Source organism: Streptomyces sp. enrichment culture (assembly GCF_964272855.1).
GTDB lineage: Bacteria > Actinomycetota > Actinomycetes > Streptomycetales > Streptomycetaceae > Streptomyces.
Genome location: NZ_OZ186847.1, coordinates 5080672 through 5102500, shown reverse-complemented (window position 1 = coordinate 5102500; position 21829 = coordinate 5080672). Strand labels below are relative to the sequence as shown.

General features: G+C 73.1%; 18 protein-coding genes. 7 read left to right on the top strand and 11 right to left on the bottom strand.

Annotated features, from left to right (window positions below; all coding sequences use genetic code 11):
• Positions 1–18: 18 nt before the first annotated feature.
• The gene (locus ACSU6L_RS22475; protein WP_437059430.1) at positions 19–978 is read left to right on the top strand and encodes an RDD family protein; all 960 of its coding nucleotides are present in this window, start codon (positions 19–21) and stop codon (positions 976–978) included.
• Positions 979–1001: 23 nt separating this feature from the next.
• Here ACSU6L_RS22475 and ACSU6L_RS22470 read toward each other — a convergent pair whose 3' ends face one another.
• Together ACSU6L_RS22470 and ahcY are read right to left on the bottom strand one after the other, a co-directional pair.
• Complete coding sequence (locus ACSU6L_RS22470; RefSeq protein ID WP_437059428.1) at positions 1002–1616, bottom strand: hypothetical protein; 615 nt, start codon at positions 1614–1616, stop codon at positions 1002–1004.
• 255 nt (positions 1617–1871) lie between these two features.
• Positions 1872–3329 carry an adenosylhomocysteinase gene (ahcY, locus tag ACSU6L_RS22465; RefSeq protein ID WP_073941304.1) on the bottom strand — a complete coding sequence of 486 codons (1458 nt, stop codon included), beginning with the start codon at positions 3327–3329 and terminating at the stop codon, positions 1872–1874.
• Positions 3330–3706: 377 nt separating this feature from the next.
• On the opposite strand from ahcY, the gene lepB reads away from it, so the two are divergent.
• On the top strand, positions 3707–4381 hold the full coding sequence (gene lepB / locus ACSU6L_RS22460) for a signal peptidase I (protein WP_437059425.1): 675 nt from the start codon (positions 3707–3709) through the stop codon (positions 4379–4381).
• Positions 4382–4456: 75 nt separating this feature from the next.
• Here lepB and ACSU6L_RS22455 read toward each other — a convergent pair whose 3' ends face one another.
• From ACSU6L_RS22455 to ACSU6L_RS22430, 6 genes are all read right to left on the bottom strand, one after another.
• Complete coding sequence (locus ACSU6L_RS22455; protein ID WP_437059423.1) at positions 4457–5437, bottom strand: cation diffusion facilitator family transporter; 981 nt, start codon at positions 5435–5437, stop codon at positions 4457–4459.
• A 132-nt stretch (positions 5438–5569) separates the two neighbouring features.
• Positions 5570–6721: a mannose-6-phosphate isomerase, class I gene (gene manA / locus ACSU6L_RS22450; RefSeq protein WP_437059421.1), complete on the bottom strand. Its 1152-nt coding sequence runs from the start codon at positions 6719–6721 to the stop codon at positions 5570–5572.
• A 94-nt stretch (positions 6722–6815) separates the two neighbouring features.
• Positions 6816–7943: an SIS domain-containing protein gene (locus ACSU6L_RS22445; protein WP_437059419.1), complete on the bottom strand. Its 1128-nt coding sequence runs from the start codon at positions 7941–7943 to the stop codon at positions 6816–6818.
• 89 nt (positions 7944–8032) lie between these two features.
• Positions 8033–8203 (bottom strand): Trm112 family protein, encoded by a 171-nt coding sequence (locus ACSU6L_RS22440; RefSeq protein WP_020940431.1) that lies wholly within the window; start codon positions 8201–8203, stop codon positions 8033–8035.
• Between the two features lie 401 nt (positions 8204–8604).
• On the bottom strand, positions 8605–9969 hold the full coding sequence (locus tag ACSU6L_RS22435; RefSeq protein ID WP_437059416.1) for a phosphomannomutase/phosphoglucomutase: 1365 nt from the start codon (positions 9967–9969) through the stop codon (positions 8605–8607).
• A gap of 247 nt (positions 9970–10216) precedes the next feature.
• On the bottom strand, positions 10217–10639 hold the full coding sequence (locus ACSU6L_RS22430; protein ID WP_437059414.1) for a DUF3499 domain-containing protein: 423 nt from the start codon (positions 10637–10639) through the stop codon (positions 10217–10219).
• Positions 10640–10881: 242 nt separating this feature from the next.
• Between ACSU6L_RS22430 and ACSU6L_RS22425 the strand changes: the two genes are divergently transcribed.
• The gene (locus tag ACSU6L_RS22425; protein ID WP_437065010.1) at positions 10882–11331 is read left to right on the top strand and encodes a metallopeptidase family protein; all 450 of its coding nucleotides are present in this window, start codon (positions 10882–10884) and stop codon (positions 11329–11331) included.
• 220 nt (positions 11332–11551) lie between these two features.
• Here the strand turns inward: ACSU6L_RS22425 and ACSU6L_RS22420 are convergent, their stop codons facing one another.
• The 3 genes from ACSU6L_RS22420 to ACSU6L_RS22410 form a co-directional block, all read right to left on the bottom strand.
• Complete coding sequence (locus ACSU6L_RS22420) at positions 11552–13048, bottom strand: DUF5719 family protein (RefSeq protein ID WP_437059412.1); 1497 nt, start codon at positions 13046–13048, stop codon at positions 11552–11554.
• Positions 13045–16734, bottom strand: a complete 3690-nt coding sequence (locus ACSU6L_RS22415) for a glycosyltransferase family 2 protein (protein ID WP_437059410.1) — start codon at positions 16732–16734, stop codon at positions 13045–13047. The genes ACSU6L_RS22420 and ACSU6L_RS22415 overlap by 4 nt, the downstream gene beginning before the upstream one ends.
• Before the next feature lie 180 nt (positions 16735–16914).
• Positions 16915–17178, bottom strand: coding sequence for a WhiB family transcriptional regulator (locus ACSU6L_RS22410; protein WP_164338682.1), 264 nt, complete (start codon positions 17176–17178; stop codon positions 16915–16917).
• A gap of 681 nt (positions 17179–17859) precedes the next feature.
• Here ACSU6L_RS22410 and ACSU6L_RS22405 point away from each other — a divergent pair.
• Genes ACSU6L_RS22405 through ACSU6L_RS22390 form a run of 4 tightly spaced genes read left to right on the top strand, consistent with a single transcriptional unit; the run spans position 17860 to position 21797 of the window.
• On the top strand, positions 17860–18399 hold the full coding sequence (locus ACSU6L_RS22405; protein WP_437059408.1) for a cysteine dioxygenase: 540 nt from the start codon (positions 17860–17862) through the stop codon (positions 18397–18399).
• A gap of 34 nt (positions 18400–18433) precedes the next feature.
• Positions 18434–19393 carry a 2-phospho-L-lactate transferase gene (gene cofD / locus ACSU6L_RS22400; RefSeq protein ID WP_437059406.1) on the top strand — a complete coding sequence of 320 codons (960 nt, stop codon included), beginning with the start codon at positions 18434–18436 and terminating at the stop codon, positions 19391–19393.
• The gene (locus ACSU6L_RS22395; RefSeq protein ID WP_437059404.1) at positions 19390–20745 is read left to right on the top strand and encodes a coenzyme F420-0:L-glutamate ligase; all 1356 of its coding nucleotides are present in this window, start codon (positions 19390–19392) and stop codon (positions 20743–20745) included. The genes cofD and ACSU6L_RS22395 overlap by 4 nt, the downstream gene beginning before the upstream one ends.
• Positions 20746–20795: 50 nt before the next feature.
• Positions 20796–21797: a DNA-3-methyladenine glycosylase family protein gene (locus tag ACSU6L_RS22390; RefSeq protein WP_437059402.1), complete on the top strand. Its 1002-nt coding sequence runs from the start codon at positions 20796–20798 to the stop codon at positions 21795–21797.
• The last annotated feature ends 32 nt before the right edge of the window (positions 21798–21829 follow it).

Here is a 21829-nt window from a genome sequence, read left to right as displayed (position 1 = left end):
AGGGAAGGACGGCGGGGCGTGAGTGAGCTGGTGACGGGTGAGGCGGTGGCGCTGGAGCTGCGCCCTGCGAGGCTGCCCAGCAGGGCGCTGGCCGTGCTGCTCGATCTGGTCGTGGCAGTGCTGGCCTATTTCGGCGTGTCGATCGTGCTGATCCTGACCACCGCTTCGCTGGACGTGGCCGCCCGGACGGCGTTGTCGGTCGCGGCGTTCGTTCTGGTGCTGGTGGGCGGGCCGATAGCGGTGGAGACGCTGAGCCACGGGCGGTCGCTCGGGAAACTGGCTCTCGGGCTGCGGGTGGTGCGGGACGACGGCGGGCCGATCCGGTTCCGGCACGCGCTGGTGCGCGGGGCGATCGGGGTCGTCGAGATTCTGATGACGTTCGGAGTCGTCGCCTGTATCGCCTCGCTGGTCTCGGAGCGGGGGCGGCGGCTGGGGGACGTGTTCGCGGGGACCCTTGTCGTGCGGGAGCGGGTGCCCGAGGCGCGGACGGCGTTCGTGCCGCCGCCTCCGCCCTGGCTGGCCGGGCGGTTCTCGGGACTTGACCTGTCCGCGGTTCCCGACGGGCTGTGGCTGGCCGTGCGCCAGTACCTGACGCGGATGCAGCAGCTCGATCCGCAGGTGGGCTGGGCGATGGCGGAACGTCTCGCCACCGACGTCGCGGCGCGGACGGATGCTCCGGTGCCGCAGGGGGTTCCTCCGGCCGCCTATCTGGCGGCCGTGGTGCAGGAGCGGCAGGCCCGGGAGGTCCGGCGGGTGTACGCCAACGGCGCGACGGCCGCCGGCGGCACCGTTCAGTCGGCGGGAGCGGGCTCCGACTCCCGTTCCGGTTCCGGCTCCGGCTCCGGCCCGGTCACTGGGGCATACGCCCCGCCGACCGGCCCCGGCCCTTTCTCGTCCGCGCCTGCATACGAGGGCGTGTCGAAGCAAGGCGGGGCGGCGGGCGAGCCGCCTGCCACCGGGTTCGTTCCCCCGGCCTGAATGCCCACCGCCTAGCCGGAACCTCACTCGAACACGGACGGCGGGGTTTCCAGGTCCTCCAGCTCGATGCCGGGGGCCGCGAGGACCACGTCGCCGGTGATGTGCACGGTGTGCTGCTCGCCCGTGTCCAGGGCTGTGACCTGGTATTCGTCCACCGTCAGGGGGGCGTTGTCAGTGGCGTGTGTTTCTCTGTTCACCAGGGCCCAGGACTGGTCGACGGTGAGCGGGGCGAGGACCGGATCCGTGAAGGCGACGAGGCGTACGCGGGTGGCGGTTCCGGAGGGGGTGAGGCGGAGCAGACGGGCGGTTGCGACGAGGAACGCCGGTGATGTGCCGGTGAAGGCGTGGGCGGGGACGTTGCCTTCCGTGGCGTGAGCGCCGGTGGGGTCCGTGCGGACCCAGGTGACGCCGTCGAGGGCGGCGCCGCGCACCTGCCAGCCGCCGGCGTGGAGTTCGAGGCGGATGGGGCGGCCGAGGTCGTCGAGGGCCAGGTCGACGGAGCCCAGGTGGTCGCCGGCGGGGGTCGTCAGCTGGGAGACGTAGCGCCAGCCGGAGGGGCCGGGGGCGCAGTGGAAGTGCTCTTGTGCGAGGGGGGTGTGATCGTGCGGATCGTGGAGCGAATAGCGGCCGCGGGGCATGGGGGTCCTGGGGTTGACGGGCTGGTCGGGTCACCTCGTTGAGTCGCCCGGGTTTCCGGTTGTCGAGTCGCCCGGGTTTCCGGTCGGCGGGCGCCGGTCGGATGCCGGACGCCGGTCCGGCCGAGTCGGCCGCCGACCGGTCCGGCCAAAGGGGCAGGCCCCCGACACGGGGGTGCGGGGGCCTGCCTCGGAGGACCTGCTGCCGGGACGGCGCGCCAGTGCACGGGCGCGCTTCCCGGCGGGCGGGGCCGCGACTCAGTAGCGGTAGTGGTCCGGCTTGAACGGGCCCTCGACCTTCACGCCGATGTACTCGGCCTGCTCGGGGCGGAGCGTGGTCAGCTTCACGCCGAGCGCGTCCAGGTGGAGGCGGGCGACCTTCTCGTCGAGGTGCTTGGGCAGCACGTAGACGTCGGTCGGGTACTCGTCGGGCTTGGTGAACAGCTCGATCTGCGCCAGCGTCTGGTCCGCGAAGGAGTTGGACATCACGAACGACGGGTGACCGGTGGCGTTGCCCAGGTTCAGCAGGCGGCCCTCGGACAGGACGATGATGACCTTGCCGTCGGGGAACGTCCAGGTGTGGACCTGCGGCTTGACCTCGTCCTTGACGATGCCGGGGACCTTGGCGAGGCCGGCCATGTCGATCTCGTTGTCGAAGTGGCCGATGTTGCCGACGATCGCCTGGTGCTTCATCTTGGCCATGTCCGAGGCCATGATGATGTCCTTGTTGCCGGTCGTGGTGACGAAGATGTCGGCCTTGTCGATGACCTCGTCGAGGGTCGTGACCTGGTAGCCGTCCATCGCGGCCTGGAGGGCGCAGATCGGGTCGATCTCGGTGACGATCACTCGGGCGCCCTGTCCGCGCAGGGACTCGGCGCAGCCCTTGCCCACGTCGCCGTAGCCGCAGACGACCGCGGTCTTGCCGCCGATCAGGGTGTCGGTGGCGCGGTTGATGCCGTCGATCAGGGAGTGGCGGCAGCCGTACTTGTTGTCGAACTTCGACTTGGTGACGGCGTCGTTGACGTTGATCGCCGGGAACAGGAGGGTGCCTTCGCGCTGCATCTCGTACAGGCGGTGGACACCGGTGGTGGTCTCCTCGGTGACGCCGCGGATCTCGGACGCCAGCTGGGTCCACTTCTGCGGGCTCTCGGCGACCGTGCGGGTGAGGAGCTCGAGGATGACGCGGTGCTCCTCGGACTCGGCGGTGTCGGGCGAGGGGACCTTGCCGTCCTTCTCGTACTCGACGCCCTTGTGGACGAGGAGGGTGGCGTCGCCACCGTCGTCCAGGATCATGTTCGGGCCGCCGGTGGGGGTGTTCGGCCAGGTCAGCGCCTGCTCCGTGCACCACCAGTACTCCTCCAGGGTCTCGCCCTTCCAGGCGAAGACCGGGATGCCCTGCGGGTTGTCGGGCGTGCCGTTCGGGCCCACGGCGATGGCGGCGGCCGCGTGGTCCTGGGTGGAGAAGATGTTGCAGGAGGCCCAGCGGACCTGGGCGCCCAGGGCGGCCAGCGTCTCGATGAGGACCGCGGTCTGCACGGTCATGTGCAGGGAGCCGGTGATGCGGGCGCCCTTGAGGGGCTGTGCCTCGGCGTATTCCTTGCGGATCGCCATCAGGCCCGGCATCTCGTGTTCGGCGAGGGTGATCTCCTTGCGGCCGAACTCGGCGAGGGAGAGGTCGGCGACCTTGAAGTCCTGTCGGTTGTCGACAGTCGTCATTACGAGCTGCTCCTCGGAGGTTGGGTCGAGGTGGGTACGGCTGATCTGCGCGGCGGCGGACACCGGGGTGCCCGAAGAGGACACAGGCATGCCCGCGTACGCGCAGCGCAGTCCGTCGGAGGCCCTCTCTCCCTCGGTCGGTCCGCGATGGGACCGCCCGACCGCCATCAGCAGCGACGTCTGGCTCCGTCCCAAGCTACACCGGTCGGCCCGCCGGTCCCCAGCCCACGGGCGAACACATCGCGCCGATCACATGGCGTTGCGGTGGTGTCTTTGCCCTCGCCGGTGGGCCCGGGAGCGGCTGCTGGGTGCGGCCGACGGCGGGGCGGCCGCTAGCCTCTGCGTCCGCGGATGTTCCTTGTGGGGAGGGTGGCGGGGTGGACGAGATACGCCGGGTCACGGTGGTGGCCTGGGTAGTGGGGATGCTGGGAGTGGCGTTGATGGTCACGGCCCTGGTGTCCCTGCGGGACGGGTACAAGCTGGTTACGGTGCGGGGCGAGAGCATGCGGCCCACGTACGAGGTCGGTGATCCCGTCGTCGTGGAGCGCGTCGGCGCGGACGAGGTGCGGAGGGGCGATGTGGTGCTCTACGGAGTGCCGGATCGCTACGGGGACGACTACGTCCTGCAGCGGGTGATCGGTATGGGCGGTGACCGGGTGGTGTGCTGCGTCGGGGCGACGGGGACCGCGAAGGAGAGGATCCTGCGCGACGGAGTGCCGCTGGTGGAGCCGTACGTCGACGGGGGTGTCGCGGACGGGCTGGGCCGTCCGTACGACGTGCGTGTGCCGGAGGGCCGGCTGTTCCTGCTCGGGGACCACCGGCTGAACTCGCGGGATTCACGCGCGTTCCCCGACGACCACGGCGGCACGGTCCCGGCCGAGGCGGTGGTCGGCAGGGTGACCGGCTCCTATACCGGGCCCGTGCTGCTGGCCCTGCTTCTGCTGTTCGGGCTGGTCCTGCTGGCCGGGGCGGTCCTGCTCGCGATCCGGGCCCGGAACGTGCGGCGGCGGCCGGCGGTCTTGGTGCAGTTCTGGCCGGATCACTTCAGATGACCGGACAGCAAGGCCTGCGCACGAGAAGGGCCCCGTCGCTCCTGTCGAGCGGCGGGGCCCTTCGGCCGTTCCGGATCAGTGGCCGTCGGCCTGCGGCGTCGGGCCGCCCGGGGTGGCCTCCGGGTCGGGGCCCTTGGCGGCCTCGGCCGCGCTGTAGATGTCCGGCTCGAGGTAGATGACGCGGGCGATCGGGACGGCCTCGCGGATGCGGGCCTCGGCGGCGTCGATGGCGGCGGCGATCTCGCCGGCCGTGTCCTCGTGGCGGACGGCGATCTTGGCGGCGACGAGCAGCTCCTCGGGGCCGAGGTGCAGCGTGCGCATGTGGATGATGCGGGTGACGGTCTCGCCGTCGACGGTCGCGGCCTCGATCTTCTGGACCTCTTCGAGGCCCGCGGACTCGCCGAGGAGCAGCGACTTGGTCTCGGCGGCCAGGACGAGCGCGATCAGGATGAGCAGCACGCCGATGCAGAGGGTGCCGATGCCGTCCCACACGCCGTCACCGGTGAGCAGGGCGAGGCCCACGCCGCCGAGGGCGAGGATCAGGCCGACGAGGGCTCCGAGGTCCTCCAGGAGGACGACCGGAAGCTCCGGCGCCTTGGCGTGGCGGACGAACTCCTTCCAGGACTTGCGGCCGCGCAGGACGTTGGACTCCTTGATGGCCGTGCGGAAGGAGAACGCCTCGGCGATGATCGCGAAGACCAGGACGCCGACCGGCCAGTACCAGTGCTCGATCTCGTGCGGGTGCTTGATCTTCTCGTAGCCCTCGTAGATGGCGAACATGCCACCGACCGAGAAGAGGACGATCGAGACGAGGAAGGCGTAGATGTAGCGCTCGCGGCCGTAGCCGAACGGGTGCTGCGGGGTGGCCTTGCGCTGGGCCTTCTTGCCGCCGAGGAGCAGCAGGCCCTGGTTGCCGGAGTCGGCGAGGGAGTGCACGGACTCGGCGAGCATCGAGGACGAGCCGCTGAAGAGGAACGCCACAAACTTGGATGCCGCGATCGCGAGGTTGGCGGCGAGTGCCGCCACGATCGCCTTGGTGCCGCCTGACGCGCTCATGTGTTCGCGTTGTCCCTTCTCACGTACGCCACTGCTGCTGCCGGGCTTTGCCCGCCCTTGACGGTGGGCCATTGTTGCAGTCCCCGCGTGGGCGGGGTCGATGGGCGTCCTTATGCAGCCTTTACGGGGCTGTCAGGCGATGACCGTGGCCCTGAAGAGCGTTCCGGAGCCGGACACTTCGGCCTTTTCGCCCGCCGGGACGAAGACGGACCGGCCCGGGCGCAGTTCGTGCTCGCCCGTCCGTACCGCGCCGGCAGTGCAGAGCAGGATCTGCGGGGTGCCGCGGGTGAGGTCGTGGTCGGCGCCGCCCTCGGGGAGGACGTACCGGGAGAGCCGGAACTCGTCGATGGGGGTCTCGTAGACCTCCTCCCCGTCGGGGGTCGCCTCCGGGCGCAGCACGCCGGGGTCGCTCGCCTCGAAGCGGACGATCCGCAGGAGTTCTGGGACGTCCACGTGCTTGGGGGTCAGGCCGCAGCGCAGGACGTTGTCGGAGTTGGCCATGATCTCGACGCCGAGGCCGTTGAGGTAGGCGTGCGGGATGCCGGCGCCGAGGAACAGGGCCTCGCCGGGCTGGAGCCGGACGTGGTTGAGCAGCATCGCGGCGATGACGCCCGGGTCGCCGGGGTAGTGGTGGGCGATGTCGGCGTAGGGCGCGTAGGCGCCACCGAGGCGGGCGCAGGCGGCGGTGGCCTCGACGACCGTGTGGGCCATCTCCTCGCGGTCCGCGGAGAGGACGGCGGTCAGGACCTCGCGCAGCGCCGCGTCCTCGGGGTGGGCGTGCAGCAGGTCGACGTACGGCTTGAGGGAGGCGACGCCCAGTCCGTCGAGGAGGTCGGCGGTCTGCACGGGGGCGCGGAAGCCGCACAGGCCGTCGAACTCGGTGAGGGCGCAGATCAGTTCGGGCTTGTGGTTGGCGTCCTTGTAGTTGCGGTGCGGGGCGTCCACCGGGACGCCGCGGCGCTCCTCGTCCTCGTAGCCCTCCTTCGCCTGGGCGAGGTCGGGGTGCACCTGGAGGGAGAGGGGGGCGCCGGCGGCGAGGATCTTGAGGAGGAACGGCAGCCGGGGGCCGAACCTGGCGACGGCGGCAGGGCCCAGCTCCTGCTCCGGGTCGGCGTCCAGGACCTCGGCCAGGGTGCCGCGCGGAGTGCGCGACGGGGCTCCCGGGTGGGCGCCCATCCACATCTCCGCCTGGGGTTCGCCGGTCGGCTCGACCCCGAGCAGCCGCGGGATCGCGGTGGTGGAGCCCCAGGCGTAGGGGCGGATGGTGTTGTCCAGGCGGTCCATGGGGCTCTGCGTTCCTTCTGCCGGTTTCTCGGTGCTTGCGACGCGTGCGCCGTGGCCCGGCGGGCCTACGGCGGTCAGGGCGTCCTGGGCAAGATCAGGCCCTCGATGCGAGCGCCAGGTAAACGGCGGCGAAATCCGTGATGGCGATCAGTTCGGCCAGGGTCTCCAGTTCGCCGCCGGCCTCCGGTTCCAGTTCGCTGATCGGCGTGTCGTGACTGAGGGCCAGGTCGCGGGCCGCGGGGGCCGCGGTGAGGCCGCCGATCGGGCGGTCGCGGAGCAGCACCACGCGCGCGTGCAGAGCGGGTGGCTCCTCCACGCGGTCGCGGAAGAAGTCGTCCGGGTCGGCGCTGGCGGCGAGCGGGCCCGCGAGGAGGGCGCTGTGCGCGCCGAGCGCCTCGGGCAGTTCGGCGACCAGGGCGGGCCGGCCGGACAGCTCGGCAAGGCCGGCGGCGAAGCGGCGGCCCGCGGGGCCGGCGGAGGTGCCCTCGGTCCAGATCACCGGGAGGGCGTCGGCCAGCTCGGCGGCGAGGGTCTTGGCGGGGTTGCTGTAGGTGGCGATGGCCGGGCCGCAGCGCTCGGCGATCTGGTCGAGGCGGTCGGCGACCTTCTCCAGCGCGTCGCCGGGGGCGCCGAGCAGTCCGACGCGGTCCAGCAGTGCGAGGAGGGGTGTGAGCAGCGCCCACAGCACTCCGGGGGCGGATCCGGCGAGGGGTTCGTCCTGCTCGTACGGGGCGGTGGCCAGCGGTACGAAGAGGCCGTGGGCGCCGGCGACGGCCTCGGCGATGGGGGTGCGGGGCGGGGCGACGGCGACGACCGTGCAGCCGCGGCGGTAGGCCTGCTCGGCGAGCAGGGACAGGCCGGGTTCGGTGCCGTCGGGGGTGGCGATGAGCAGGAGGTCGACGGAGCCGGCCCAGCCGGGGAGTTCCCAGCGCAGGGCTCCGGCGGCGGGGGCGACACCGGTGGGCGCCAGGCGGATGACCGGGCTGCCAGGGCCGGCAAGGGTGCCGAGGAGGTCGGCGGCGTGGGTTGGAGCGGCGCCGGGGCCGGCGATCAGGACCGCGCGGGGGCGGCCGTCCGGCTTGAGGTCGCCGATGCCGGCCTCGGCGGCGTGCCGGGCGGCGGTGCGGACGCGGGCGCCGGCCTCGGCGGCGCCGCGCAGCAGGCCGCGCCGGTCGGCCTCGGCCAGGGCCTCGGGGTTGTCGAGCAGCGATTCGTCCAGCATGGGCGGCAGCCTCCGAAGCCGGGTCGTCTGGTCGTCTGTGCGGGTCGCCTGTGTGCGGTGCTCCGCGGCGCGGGGCGCCGGGGTTCGCGTTACGCCGGGCGGCGGGCCTCGTCGACGAGGAGGACGGGGATGCCGTCGCGGACGGGGTACGCCAGGCCGCAGTCCTGGCCGGTGCAGATCAGCTCGGCGTCCTGCTCCTTGAGCGGGGCGTGGCAGGCCGGGCAGGCGAGGATCTCCAGGAGGCCGGCTTCGAGCGGCATGGGGGTTCCCTTCGGGGCGCGGATGTGTGGGGTGGGGCCGTGTGGCTGGTACGGCGCCGTATGCGGTCGTGCCTGGTCAGCGTACCGCCGTGGGGGGGTGGTGTGCCGGGGTTGGGCGGATGCCGTGGAGGTGCGGGGCGGGCGGGCGCCGAGGGCCTGTCTGACAATTCCCGTCGTTCGCCCGAAGGGCGGGCCCCGCGGCGTCTGGTGCGTGTGATCGCAAGGCGCCGGAGCGCCCTCGTGGCGGCGCCACGTGGGCGGTTCGGCAACGCGGCGAGCACGCGTGCCAGGTGTCGCGGGCAGGCGGGAATTGTCAGACAGGCCCCAGGGGGTTCGCCCCCCGGCGCCCTGGGCCGCTCGGCCGAGTACCCGCTCCCGCGTCGGCCGCTCCTGCCGGGGTGTCAGCCGCGGATGATCTCGAGGACCTCGTCGCGGACCTTGGCCATCGTCGCCTCGTCGCGGGCCTCGGCGTTGAGGCGCAGGAGGGGCTCGGTGTTGGAGGGGCGGACGTTGAACCACCAGTCGGCGGCGGTGACGGTGAGTCCGTCCAGCTCGTCGAGGGTGACGCCCTCCTGGGACTCGTACGCCGCCCTGATCGCGGCGAGGCGGGCGGCCTGGTCGTCGACCGTGGAGTTGATCTCGCCGGAGCCGGCGTAGCGGTCGTACTCGGCGACGAGGGCGGACAGGGTGCCTTCCTGGCCGCCGAGGGCCGCCAGGACGTGCAGGGCGGCGAGCATGCCTGTGTCGGCGTTCCAGAAGTCGCGGAAGTAGTAGTGCGCGGAGTGCTCGCCGCCGAAGATCGCGCCGGTCCTCGCCATCTCGGCCTTGATGAAGGAGTGGCCGACGCGGGTGCGGACCGTCGTGCCGCCGTTCTCCTTCACGACCTCCGGGACGGACCAGGAGGTGATCAGGTTGTGGATGATCGTGCCCTTGCCGCCGTGCTTGGCGAGCTCGCGGGCGGCGACGAGGGCCGTGATGGCGGACGGCGGCACGGGGTCGCCGTGCTCGTCGACGACGAAGCAGCGGTCGGCGTCGCCGTCGAAGGCGATGCCGAGGTCGGCGCCCTCCGCGCGGACCCGCTCCTGGAGGTCGACGATGTTGGCCGGGTCGAGCGGGTTGGCCTCGTGGTTGGGGAACGTGCCGTCCAGCTCGAAGTACATGGGGACGAGCTCCAGCGGCAGGCCTTCGAAGACCGTCGGCACGGTGTGGCCGCCCATGCCGTTGCCCGCGTCGACGACGACCTTCAGGGGGCGGATGGAGGTGAGGTCGACGAGGGAGCGGAGGTGGGCCGCGTAGTCCTCCAACGTGTCCCGCCGCGTGATGGTTCCCGGCGTCGCCGCCGGCTGCGGGGCGCCCGACTCGCTCCACTGCTCGACGAGTTCGCGGATCTCGGCGAGGCCGGTGTCCTGGCCGACGGGGGCGGCGCCCGCGCGGCACATCTTGATGCCGTTGTACTGGGCCGGGTTGTGCGAGGCGGTGAACATGGCGCCGGGCAGGTCCAGCGCGCCCGAGGCGTAGTACAGCTGGTCGGTGGAGCACAGACCGATCTCGGTGACGTCGACGCCGAGCGCCGCCGCCCCGCGCGCGAAGGCGCTGGACAGGCCCGGCGACGACGGCCGCATGTCGTGGCCGATCACGATCGCGTCCGCGCCGGTCACCTGTGCGAAGGCCGCACCGAAGAGCTCGGCCAGGGACTCGTCCCACTGGTCGGGGACGACTCCGCGCACGTCGTACGCCTTCACGAGCTGTGACAGATCAGCAGCCACGGCCAACCCTCCTGGAAGTCCTGTCGGTCACCACAAACTACCCGCCCGCGCCCGCATTCCGCTGTGTGGTCCGGCGACTGGATGCCGCGCCGTCGGCTCAGGTCAGGGCCTCAACTCGTGCCCTGCGGGGGTCAGTTTCACACCGGCACGCGCGCGGACCGGTTCGGGAAGCCGATGGGCCTGCGGTACGGCGATCAGGGCACCGCGCCGAGCGGGAAGGCGCGGACATCGGCGAGTTGACGCCCGCTCAGCTGTCGGGCGACCGCAGGACGCGCAGGTGACCGCGGCGCGCGACCTCCATCGGGTCCACCGCGCGACCGCCGCCGCCGGCCTGGGCGGCGCGCTCCTGCGGGCGGGCCGCCTCGCGGACCGCGTTGGCAAGCGCTTCCAGGTCGTCGCCGCTCGGGCGGGCGGGGGCCGAACCGTCGAGCAGCCGGACGACCTCCCAGCCGCGCGGGGCGGTGAGGCGCTCGGAGTGCTCGGCGCACAGGTCGTAGCAGTGGGGTTCGGCGTAGGTGGCGAGCGGGCCGAGGACCGCGGTCGAGTCGGCGTAGACGTACGTCAGCGTCGCGACGGCGGGTCGACCGCAGGCGGTTCGCGAACAGCGACGTACAGGGCTCACGACGTTGGACGGTACCGCACTCTTGAGCGGGCCGCGACGACTCTCCACCAGGTCACTCCCCCGTGTCGTGGTGTGAAACGTCCCACACACCCCCTCTGGCATACCCCACTGACCTGCACATACATGCATATTCGGGCGCTCGGACCGAGCCGGTTCCGGTCACCACTCGGTACAAACACCGTCATTTGCCTCGCGGTCTCCGGTCCCGGAGAGATACGTAATCGAGCTCAACCTTGGCCGGAATGGTCATCCGGCGACGCGCCGTGCGCGAGGACTACCCTTCACCAGTGATGGACAACCGAGTACCGCCCCGCGCCGCCGGCCCCGGTCCCCGCCGCCGTGATCGTCACGGCCGGGGTATGCGCGGCCCGATCGCGCCGCCGCAGGTCCCGCTCGCCGCGAGCCGCGCCGACGTGTTCGCGGACCTGGTCCAGGACTCCGTGGAACGGCTGGAGCGGCGGTGGCCACAGCTCGCCGACATCGACTTCCTGGTCCTGGAGGTGCCCCGGCTGGACGGGCCGGAGCAGGGCTGGAACGACGAGGCGGTGCCGCTCGGCGGGACGATCCCGGCGCGCGAGGGACGGCATGCGCGGGTCGTCGTCTACCGGCGGCCGGTCGAGATCCGCACGAAGGGCCGGGACGAGCGGGCGGCGCTGGTGCACGAGGTCGTCGTGGAGCAGGTCGCCGAACTGCTGGGGCTGACACCGGAGACCGTGGACCCGCGGTACGGGGAGGACTGAGCCGGCACGGCCCGGGTGGCTAGGGGGTGTCTCGTCGATCAGGCCGGATCAGGGAGCGGCGTCTGGTGCCGTGCATCGCAAGGCGGAGGAGGGAGCCGATGCGATGGGGGTCCCCCCTGCTCGAGCGGAGCCGAGAGCTTGGGGGAATCGGGGACCGACGACAACGCGGCGAGGCGCGGTGCCAGGCGCCGCGAGCCCGGCATGATCGGCGAGACGCCCCCTAGTCCTGGAGCACCGAGAGGTCCTCCTCAACTCGCGGCACCGCCACCGTCCCCCGGTCGTCCGGCAGCGTCTGGACCGTGAAGGCCGGCACGCCGTCCTGGTTCGCGGTGAGGGTGCGGGCGGCGTGGACCGGGCCGCCCGAGACAGGCTCCACGGTCAGGGCGTAGGTGCCCTTCAGACCGCTCGGGACCGGCACCTCGACGTCCTGCGTCGTGGCGGACTTGATCGTGTACGTCCGGGACACCGGCGTGCCGCCCTCGCTGCCCGCCGACGCCGTGACCTTGACCTTCGCCGTCTCGCCGGGGGCGGTCAGGGACAGGGTCGTGTCCTTCGCCCCGTTGCCGGCCACGCTGGCGCGGGTCTCCACCGCCTCGGTCGCCGGGATGAACGCCGTCTCCTGTCCGGCGCCCTTGCCGCGCAGCACGCGCACGGCGGCCGCCACCGGAACCGACCGGTCCGTGGGCGTCAGGACCAGGGAGCCGGCTTCCCCGCGGGTGACCTCACCTAGGTCGATCGCGGCCGTCATGCCCGCCTTGACGTGCAGCGTCTCGCTGCCGGCGGGGGTGATCAGACCCGACGGCGAGGCGAGCTGCACCTTCAGGTCGGCGTCCGTGTCGCCGGGCGAGAACGCGACGAGCCGGACGGCCGTGGCGTCCTTGGGGATGCCCGGCAGCACCAGGCTGCCCGTGGGGTCCGCGGACGCCGTCAGCCAGTCGCCGCCCAGCTTGTCGTCGAGGGCCTGGACCGCCGCGCCGACCCGTCCGCCGCGCACGATCACGTGCACGGTGAGGTTGGTCTGCTCCTCCTCGGTCAGCGTGGACAGCAGGATCGGCTCGGTGGAGTGCGGCGGGACCGTCATGCCCTCGCCCGCCGGGGACTCCAGCGCGCCGTCCTTGCCGTACAGCTCGATGTCCACGACGGCGGCCGAGTCGTCGGGGTTGGTGAGGTGGAGGTAGTCCGTGCGCCCCGCGCCCGTGCTCGCCCCCGGGAACCAGAACTCGGTGTCCGGCGCGGTGCAGTCGACGCCCTGCAGCCCTCGCCCGGTGCCGGCGGTGACCTCGGTGGTCTGCTGGACGGTCCAGCCCGGCGCGTACGCCCCCTCGGCGGTGCCGATCAGCGCGGGCGCGTCAGCTCCGGAGGCGTCGCCGGCGGCCGGCGTCCCCGGCTTCGCGGGCTTGAGCGCGGGCTCGGCGGGCTCGTCCTCCTGCTTCGCCCCGTCGTCCGTCGACTTCCGCGTGGCGGAGCCGAGTTCGGCCTTGCCGTCGCCGCCCGCGCCCTTGGTGACGGGCGTGAAGGACGTGTACGCCGTCTCCGCGAGGTCGGAGGAGCTGGGCGCCGGGCACGCCAGACTGGTGCGCTCGACGGGCAGTTGCGCGGCCGCGCGGGCGGTGTCCGCGTCCGTGCCCGTCGCGTCGGGGGCGGTGAGCGTGGCGACCGCGGTGACGGCGGCGAGCGCGGCCGTGCCGGCGAACAGGGACAGGGTGGTGCGGTTCACTGCTGGCTCCCGTCGGAACGCTCACTGCCGTGCGGCTGCCGCGCCGGGTCGTACGGCGCCTCGTAGCCCGCCTGGTAGGCCGTCTGGTCGTACGCCGCCTGCTCGTACGTCTGCTGCTCGTAGGCCCCGGGCTGGGCCGGACCGCCGTACGCGTACGGGTCGTACTGGCCGCCCTGGTAGGCGTCCGCCGGGTACGTCTGGCCGTATCCCTGGTACTGCTCGTACTCGGTGTGCGGCTGCGCCGGGGTCGCGGTGTCCGTCCCCCAGGCTCGGACGTCCTCGGCCGGGGGCATCACCACTCCGTAGGACGGCTGCTGCGGCACCGGTACCGGCGCCTCCTCCTGCGCAGGGGACGGGGACCCGTCGGGGGCGGTGCCCTCGGCCTCGGCCTGGGCGCGCAACCGGCGGGCGCGGCGGCCCTCGCCGGCGGCGGCCTGGGCGGGGACCGGGGTCTCCTCGGGGAGATCGTCGTCGATGTCGCGGCGGCGGCCGGGGAGGGCGAGGACGACCAGGACGACGGCGAGCGCGCCCTGGGCCCACAGCCACGCGGTGTGGGCGAACGGGTCGTCGTAGGTGACGTCCAGGCGGCCGCCGGAGGCGGGGAGTTCGAAGCCCTGGGCCCAGCCGTCGACCGTGGTGGCGGTGAGCGGCTTGCCGTCGAGGGTGGCGGTCCAGCCCTCGGCGGCGGAGTCGGCGAGGCGCAGCACGCGGCCGTCGGCGCCCGCCGGGATCGTCGTGTGGATCTCGACGGGTCCGGCGGCGACGGGCCGTGGCTCGCCGGAGCCGGAGGCCGGGACGATCGCCGCGCGGGAGACATCACGGATCACCCGCCACAGCGCGGTGCCGTCGTCCTGGCTGAGCCGCATCAGGCCCGGCGTGGTGTCCAGGACGCGGCTGACCTCGCGCGGTGCGCCCTTGTGGACCAGCACGTACCGCACGGCGAAGGCACCGAGCTGGTCGCCCTGGTCGGCGCCGGAGCCGGCGACGAGGTTGGCGACGACCTGGCCGAGCCGGTCGTTCTCGCCCTGCGCGGCGGCGAGTTCGGCGTCGCCGAGGCGGGCGCCGGAGCCGCGGACCAGGGTGTAGCGGACGTGGGCGGTGGAGTCGCTCTCGAGGACGAGGGTGCGGGCCTGGTCGCGGGTGCCGCTGTCCTCGGCGACGAACGCGGGCACCTGCACCGGCTCGCGCCGCTCCAGGGGTCCGTCGGCGCCGCGGATCATCCAGCCGGCGGCGACCAGCAGCGGGCCGGCGGCGGACGCGAAGGCGATCAGCGCGGCGACGGGCTGACGCCAGCCGAAGCTCTGCTCGGCCACCCGCGCGCGTGCCCCGTCGGCGCCGAGGACGGCGGCGGCAAGGAGGGCGAGGCCGTAGACGAGGGTGGCGGGACCGGCCCAGGCGGAGCCGTTGGACAGCGCCGCGAAGACGAGGCCGACCAGGGCGGCCGCCCAGGCCGTCCAGATGCCGGCCCGGCGCTCGGAGCGCAGCAGGGCGGCCAGCGCGGCGAGCACGATGCCGATCAGCATCAGCCCGTCGACCGTGCCGGATCCGCCGGGGCTGGCACCGAGCAGGTCGAGCGCGGAGGCGGCGGAGGCGCCGTACTCCAGGCCGGCTTCCCGGAAGAAGCCGAACGGCAGCAGCGACAGCGACCAGGGGGCGAGGACCAGCAGGGGGGTGCCGAGCTGGGCCAGGAAGCGCAGGCCGTAGGCGGTGATGTCGGTGCGGCGGACGGCGAGCACGCCGATGCCGAGGACGAGCGCGACCGGCCACACGATCGGGGTGAACGCGGTGGTGATCGTCAGCAGCAGGGCGTACGCCCAGGTGGCTCGCCAGCTGCCGCGGGCGCCGCCACGGTGGGTGAGGCCGCCGGCGGCGATGCCCGCGCGGGCCAGCAGCGGCAGCAGCACGGCGAGGACGGCGGTGCCGAGGCGGCCGCCGGCGAGGGCGCCGGTGGTGGCGGGCAGGAAGGCGTAGACGACGGCGGCCCAGGCGCGCAGCAGGCGGGACTCGACGAGCGGCCGGGAGGCGAAGTACGCGGTGAGTCCGGCCAGCGGCACCGAGCAGACCAGCAGGACGGTGACCGCGAGGCCGGTGGAGCCGAAGAGCACGGAGGCCAGCAGCGCGACGAACCCGAGGTAGGGCGGTGCGGCGGGGGCGCCGCCGGTGCCGACCGGGTGCCAGGCGTCGAGGTAGCGCGACCACAGCTCGCCGGAGTCGGCGGGGGCGGGCAGCAGCGCGCCGCCCGCGAGGGCGCCGCCGCCGAGCAGTGCGCGGCAGGCGGCCAGGGAGACGAGCAGCAGCACCAGGAAGAGCATCGGCGCGGGGTTGCGGGCGATGCGCTTGAGGCGGGCGAACTGCTCGATCTCCATGAAGTCGGCGTCGTCGCCGCCGGGTCCGGACTCGATCGCGCCGCCGTGCCGTCCCGCGCCGGCGGCGGTCTCGGAGTCGGAGCGGCCGACGACGTTGCTCGCGACCTGTTCGACGGTGGCCCGCACGGTCGCGCCGGGCGGCGGGAACAGCGCCCGCAGTTCGCCCTTGTCGATCTGCGGCTTGCCGCGCCGGCGGCGTCCGGCGACGATCCGCTCGGGCCGCAGCAGCACGCTCAGCAGGCCCCGGATCTCGTCGACGGCCTGTCCGGGGACCTTGCCGACGAGGTAGGCGAGGGTCCTGAGGAAGGTGCCGAGCACCAGCCGCAGCAGGACCCACGGCAGCGTGGCCGTACGGGTGTTGACGAGCAGGGTGTAGACGGCGCCGGCCTTGTCGACCTTGTGCGGGGAGGCGCTGGTGCGGCCCGCGCAGTCGACGGTGCGGCGCTCGCGGGATGCGGCCTCGGCGTGCCGGACGACCGCGTCGGGGGCGACGAGGACGCGGTGGCCGGCCGCGTGGGCGCGCCAGCACAGGTCGACGTCGTCGCGCATGAGGGGCAGCCGCCGGTCGAAGCCGCCGAGCTGTTCGAAGACGTCGCGGCGGATCAGCATGCCGGCGGTGGAGACGGAGAGCACGGGCCGGACGTGGTCGTGCTGTCCCTGGTCCTGTTCCCGGCGGTCCAGGCCGGTCCAGCGGCGGCCGGAGTTGGCGATGGAGACGCCGACCTCCAGGAGCTGCCGTTTGTCGTACCAGCCGCGCAGCTTGGGGCCGACGACGGCCACGTCGTCGCGGCCCAGCTCCAGTTCGTTCTCCACGACGCGCAGCAGCTGGGCGAGGGCGTCGGGTTCGGGGGCGCAGTCGTCGTGCAGCAGCCAGAGCCACTGGACGGGCTCGCCGTGCGGCAGTTCCGGCAGGTCGTAGGCGTCGTCGCGCCACTGGCGGGTGACGGGGTCCCAGCCGCTGGGCCGCTTCAGGTACGGCAGCTCCTCGGGGGTGAGGTGCGGGGCGGTGCGGTGGGCCTCGTCGACGGCCTGGCCGAAGCCGGTGCGCCGGGCGAGGTGCAGCACGCGATCGGGACCGAGGGCGTCGGTGACCAGCTGGGCGGAGTCGTCGGCGCTGCCGGTGTCGGCGGCCACGACGGACTGCACGGGGCGCTCCTGGCCGAGCAGCCCGGCCAGCGCGTCGGGCAGCCAGCGGGCGCCGTCGTGGGAGACGAGGACGGCTGTCACGACGTGACGCGGATACTCGGGCGGGCGGGCCGGATCAAACGCTGCGGTGGCAGAGAGGTCTTGGCCTGCTGCCGTGTGGCTGTGCACGGACATCGAGGTACGGGCCCCGGTTCGGTGGACTGCGGTGGACGCCTGTGCCCCGAGGGGGCAGCGGGGCGTCTCGGACGAGCGACCACACTATCGGCTGGGCATGACGGCGGCCCGCCGCCTGTGGACAACCCACCTGCGACGGGCCGTTCGCACCTTCTGTCCGTCTGGTGTGCGGGTGGCCGGTCAGACGGCCGCCTTCTTCAGCCGGCGGCGCTCACGCTCGGACAGGCCGCCCCAGATGCCGAACCGCTCGTCGTTGGCGAGGGCGTACTCGAGGCATTCGGAGCGGACCTCGCAGGCGAGACAGACCTTCTTGGCCTCGCGGGTGGAGCCGCCCTTCTCGGGAAAGAAGGACTCGGGGTCGGTCTGGGCGCACAGCGCGCGCTCCTGCCAGCCGAGTTCCTCGTCCGCGTCGTCGACCAGCAGTTCCTGCACCAGCTCGGTCATGTGCGCCCCTCGTCTGCCTTTCGCGTCCCCGTGATGTGGCCGTTACCGATCCCGGCTGAACGACACGAGTGAAATTACAAGTGTGCTGCTCCGGGCGAGTCAAGCCGAGATCTGCTATTGAGCCCCTTATTCACTCTGCGGAACCAAGGCCGTGCGGAAAGTGTTCAAATCACCATAAACCTTGATGACACGCAGACAGAGCCCACGGGGGTCCACCGCCCCGCACGTACCTGTACGGAGAAGGACGCCCCGGAGTTCGATCTCGTTCCGACACGCACGCCGAAGCGAACCGGATCACAGTCGGATCACAGGATCGCAACGAGCCTTGCGCACCCGGTTGGACGCCATGTGTCCCGGTGGACGGGTGGACAAACCTTTCATCTGGCAGATCGACCGGAAGAGGTGAAACAGATCCCACGATCCGGGCTTCGAGTTGACAGTGGAGGTGTGAGCCGCTGTCCTAGTGGGCATGCTTGCGAACTTGGCACTCACCTCGACCCGCACCGCCGGGTCCCTCGGTGCTGCCCGCTCGCGCTGTAGCTGTTGCTGTTCCTGCTGTTGAGCCCTACGCGCTCCGGCCCTGGCCGCGTCCCTTCCGACCCGGCCGTTGTTCCCCCCTCCCTCCGCCCTCGCGCGGGGCAACCACTCCGTTCGCTCCTCCGCCAAGGAACCACCGCACCCATGAACAGCGACAGCGACCTGCAGATCGCCGGCGACATCCTCGAAGTACCGCACCTGCTCCAGACCCCGCGCGAGCACCCGGCCACCGTGGCGGAGTTCGTCGGCCTGGCCCGCTCCATCGCCGCCGACCGCGCCCAGTGGGAGCACCTGGTGCGCTACGACGCCGTCTCCCGCTGGTACCACCGGTTGCGCACCGGGCCCGGCTACGAGGTCTGGCTGCTGTCCTGGGTGCCCGGTCAGGGCAGCGGGCGGCACGATCACGGCCAGTCCTCCGGAGTGCTGACCGTCCTGGACGGCACGCTCACCGAGCACTCCGGGCGCCGTACCCGCGCGCTGGCCGCGGGCGCCCAGCGGGTGTTCGCGCCGGAGTACGTGCACGAGGTCGTCAACGACAGCCTCGAACCGGCCGTGAGCCTGCACGTCTACTTCCCGGGCCTGACCGAGATGCCCATGCTCCCCCAGTCTCAGCTTCGTTCGACCGGGGGGACCCCCACGGCCCCGCACTGCGAGGCGGCACGGCCGCGTTCCCTGACTGTCTGACGCGTTGTCGCACCCGCCTGCAAGACTGAACCCCATGCGCATTGTGGTTCTGGCAGGCGGTATCGGCGGTGCCCGGTTCCTGCGCGGTCTCAAGCGGGCCGTGCCGGACGCGGACATCACCGTCATCGGTAACACCGGGGACGACATCCACCTCTTCGGGCTGAAGGTCTGCCCGGACCTCGACACGGTGATGTACACGCTCGGCGGCGGTATCAACGAGGAGCAGGGCTGGGGGCGAGCCGACGAGACCTTCCATCTGAAGGAGGAGCTGGCGGCGTACGGCGTGGGGCCCGAATGGTTCGGGCTGGGCGACCGGGACTTCGCCACGCACATCGTGCGGACGCAGATGATCGGCGCCGGGTATCCGCTCAGCGCGGTGACCGAGGCGCTGTGCGACCGCTGGAAGCCGGGCGTACGGCTCATCCCCATGACCGACGACCGGGTGGAGACCCATGTCGCGGTCGACCTGGACGGCGAACGCAGGGCGGTGCACTTCCAGGAGTACTGGGTACGGCTGCGGGCCTCCGTCCCCGCCCAGGCGATCGTGCCGGTCGGCGCCGAGCAGGCGAAGCCGGCACCCGGCGTCCTGGAGGCGATCGCCGAGGCGGACGTCGTCCTGTTCCCGCCCTCCAACCCTGTGGTGTCCGTCGGCACCATCCTCGCCGTGCCCGGCGTCCGTGAGGCCATCGCCGAGGCCGGGGTGCCGGTGGTGGGCCTGTCCCCCATCGTCGGGGACGCGCCGGTGCGCGGCATGGCCGACAAGGTGCTGGCCGCGGTCGGTGTCGAGGCCACGGCCGCCGCGGTGGCCGAGCACTACGGCTCCGGGCTGCTCGACGGCTGGCTGGTCGACACCGTCGACGCGGAGTCCGTCGCGCGGGTGGAGGCGGCCGGCATCCGCTGCAAGGCGGTGCCGCTGATGATGACCGACCTCGACGCGACCGCGCAGATGGCCCGCGAGGCGCTCTCACTGGCGGAGGAGGTGCGCGGGGCGTGAGCACCGAGCACAGCGCGTACGGCACCCCGGCGGACGGCGGCGCCGCGGAGGTTTCCCCCGGCTACCGGGTCTGGGCCGTGCCCGGCATCCCCGAGATCGCCGCCGGGGACGACCTGGCCAAGCTGATCGCCGCCGCCGAACCGGGACTGGCCGACGGGGACGTGGTCCTGGTCACCTCGAAGATCGTCTCCAAGGCGGAGGGCCGGATCGTCGAGGCCGCGGACCGCGAGGCCGCGATCGACGCGGAGACGGTCCGCGTGGTGGCCCGGCGCGGCACCCTGCGCATCGTCGAGAACCGGCACGGCCTGGTGATGGCGGCCGCCGGCGTCGACGCCTCCAACACGCCGGCCGGCACGGTACTGCTGCTCCCCGAGGACCCGGACGCCTCCGCGCGGGCCATCCGCGACGGGCTGCGCGACACACTCGGCGTCGACGTGGGAGTCGTCGTCACCGACACCTTCGGGCGGCCGTGGCGGTCGGGGCTCACCGACGTCGCGATCGGCGCCGCCGGGGTGCACGTCCTGGACGATCTGCGCGGTGGCACGGACGCCCACGGCAATCCGCTCAGCGCCACCGTCGTCGCCACCGCCGACGAACTCGCCGCCGCCGGCGACCTGGTCAAGGGCAAGGCGGCCGGGCTGCCCGTCGCCGTGGTGCGCGGGCTGCCGCACGTGGTCGCGGCCGGGCAGGACGGCGACGGCGCCCGGGCGCTGGTGCGCGACGCGCGCGACGACATGTTCCGGCTGGGCACGTCCGAGGCGGTACGGGAAGCGGTCACCCAGCGCCGCACGGTCCGCTCGTTCACGGACCAGCCCGTCGACCCGGGCGCGGTACGCCGCGCGGTGGCCGCCGCCGTGACCGCGCCCGCGCCGCACCACACCACACCCTGGCGTTTCGTCCTGCTGGAGTCGCAGGAGTCCCGCACCCGGCTGCTCGACGCGATGCGCGAGGCATGGATCGCGGACCTGCGCCGGGACGGCAAGAGCGAGGAGTCCATCGCCAAGCGGGTGCGGCGCGGCGACGTGTTGCGCGACGCGCCGTACCTCGCCGTGCCGTGCCTCGTCATGGACGGCTCGCACACCTACGGGGACGCGCGGCGCGACGGGGCCGAGCGGGAGATGTTCGTGGTCGCCACCGGCGCCGGGGTGCAGAACTTCCTCGTCGCGCTGGCCGGGGAGCGGCTCGGGTCCGCGTGGGTGTCGTCCACGATGTTCTGCCGGGACGTGGTCCGGGAGGTGCTGGGGCTGCCGGAGGACTGGGATCCGATGGGCGCCGTGGCGATCGGGCATCCGGCGGAGGCGCCGAGACCGCGGGGCGAGCGGGACGCGGGGGCGTTCATCGAGGTGCGGTGACCGTACGCTCGTAGAGTTCCTTCTGATCCCCATCCCTAGGACCTCATCTCGTGGCAGGACGTTTCGCTCCCCGGCCCACCCGTGCGACCGTGCGCGGTGGGCAGGTCGCCGTGCCCGGCGGGGTGCCGCGGCCGACGAGCGGGCCGGGGCGGGTGCGGACGTACGCGCCGGACGGGCCGCTGGATCTCGGGCTGGTGCTGGGGCCGCTGCGGCGCGGCCCCGGCGACCCGACGTTCCGGGCGACGCCGGACGGGTCCGTCTGGCGGACCAGCCGGACCCCCGCCGGGCCCGGAACGCTGCGGGTCACCGCGCACGGCACCGAAGTGCGCGGCGAGGCGTGGGGGCCGGGGGCGGAGTGGCTGCTCGACCGGCTGCCGGAGCTGCTGGGGGCGGCGGACGATCCGTCGGCCTTCACACCCCGGCACCGGCTGGTGGCGATGACGCGGCACCGGCGGCCGGGGCTGCGGCTGACGCGGACCGGGCTGGTGCTGGAGTCGTTGATCCCGTCGATCCTGGAGCAGAAGGTCACGACGGACGAGGCCTATCGGGCGTGGCGGTTGCTGGTACGGAAGTTCGGCGAGCCGGCGCCGGGGCCCGTGCCCGGGGGCATGTGTGTGATGCCGGAGCCCCGGACGTGGGCGCTGATCCCCTCCTGGGAATGGCATCGGGCCGGGGTCGACAACAAGCGGGCGTCGACGGTCCTGCGAGCCGTGCGGGTGGCCGCGCGGCTGGAGGAGGCCGTGCGGATGGATCCGGTCGCGGCGCGGGCGCGGCTGGAGGTCGTGCCGGGGATCGGGCCCTGGACGTCAGCGGAGGTCGTGCAGCGCAGTCATGGGGCGGCGGACGAGGTGACCGTCGGGGACGTGCATCTGCCGGGCATCGTGGGCTGGGCGCTGGCCGGGGACCGGGACGCCGACGACGCGGAGATGCTGCGGTTGCTGGAGCCGTACGCGGGGCAGCGGCACCGGGCGGCTCGGTTGATTCTGCTGAGCGGGAAGGTGCCGGCGCGGCGGGTGCCGAAGATGCCGGTGTGGGACATCGGACGCCTGTAGGCGCTGGGCGGGGGCGGGGGCGCGACCCGGTG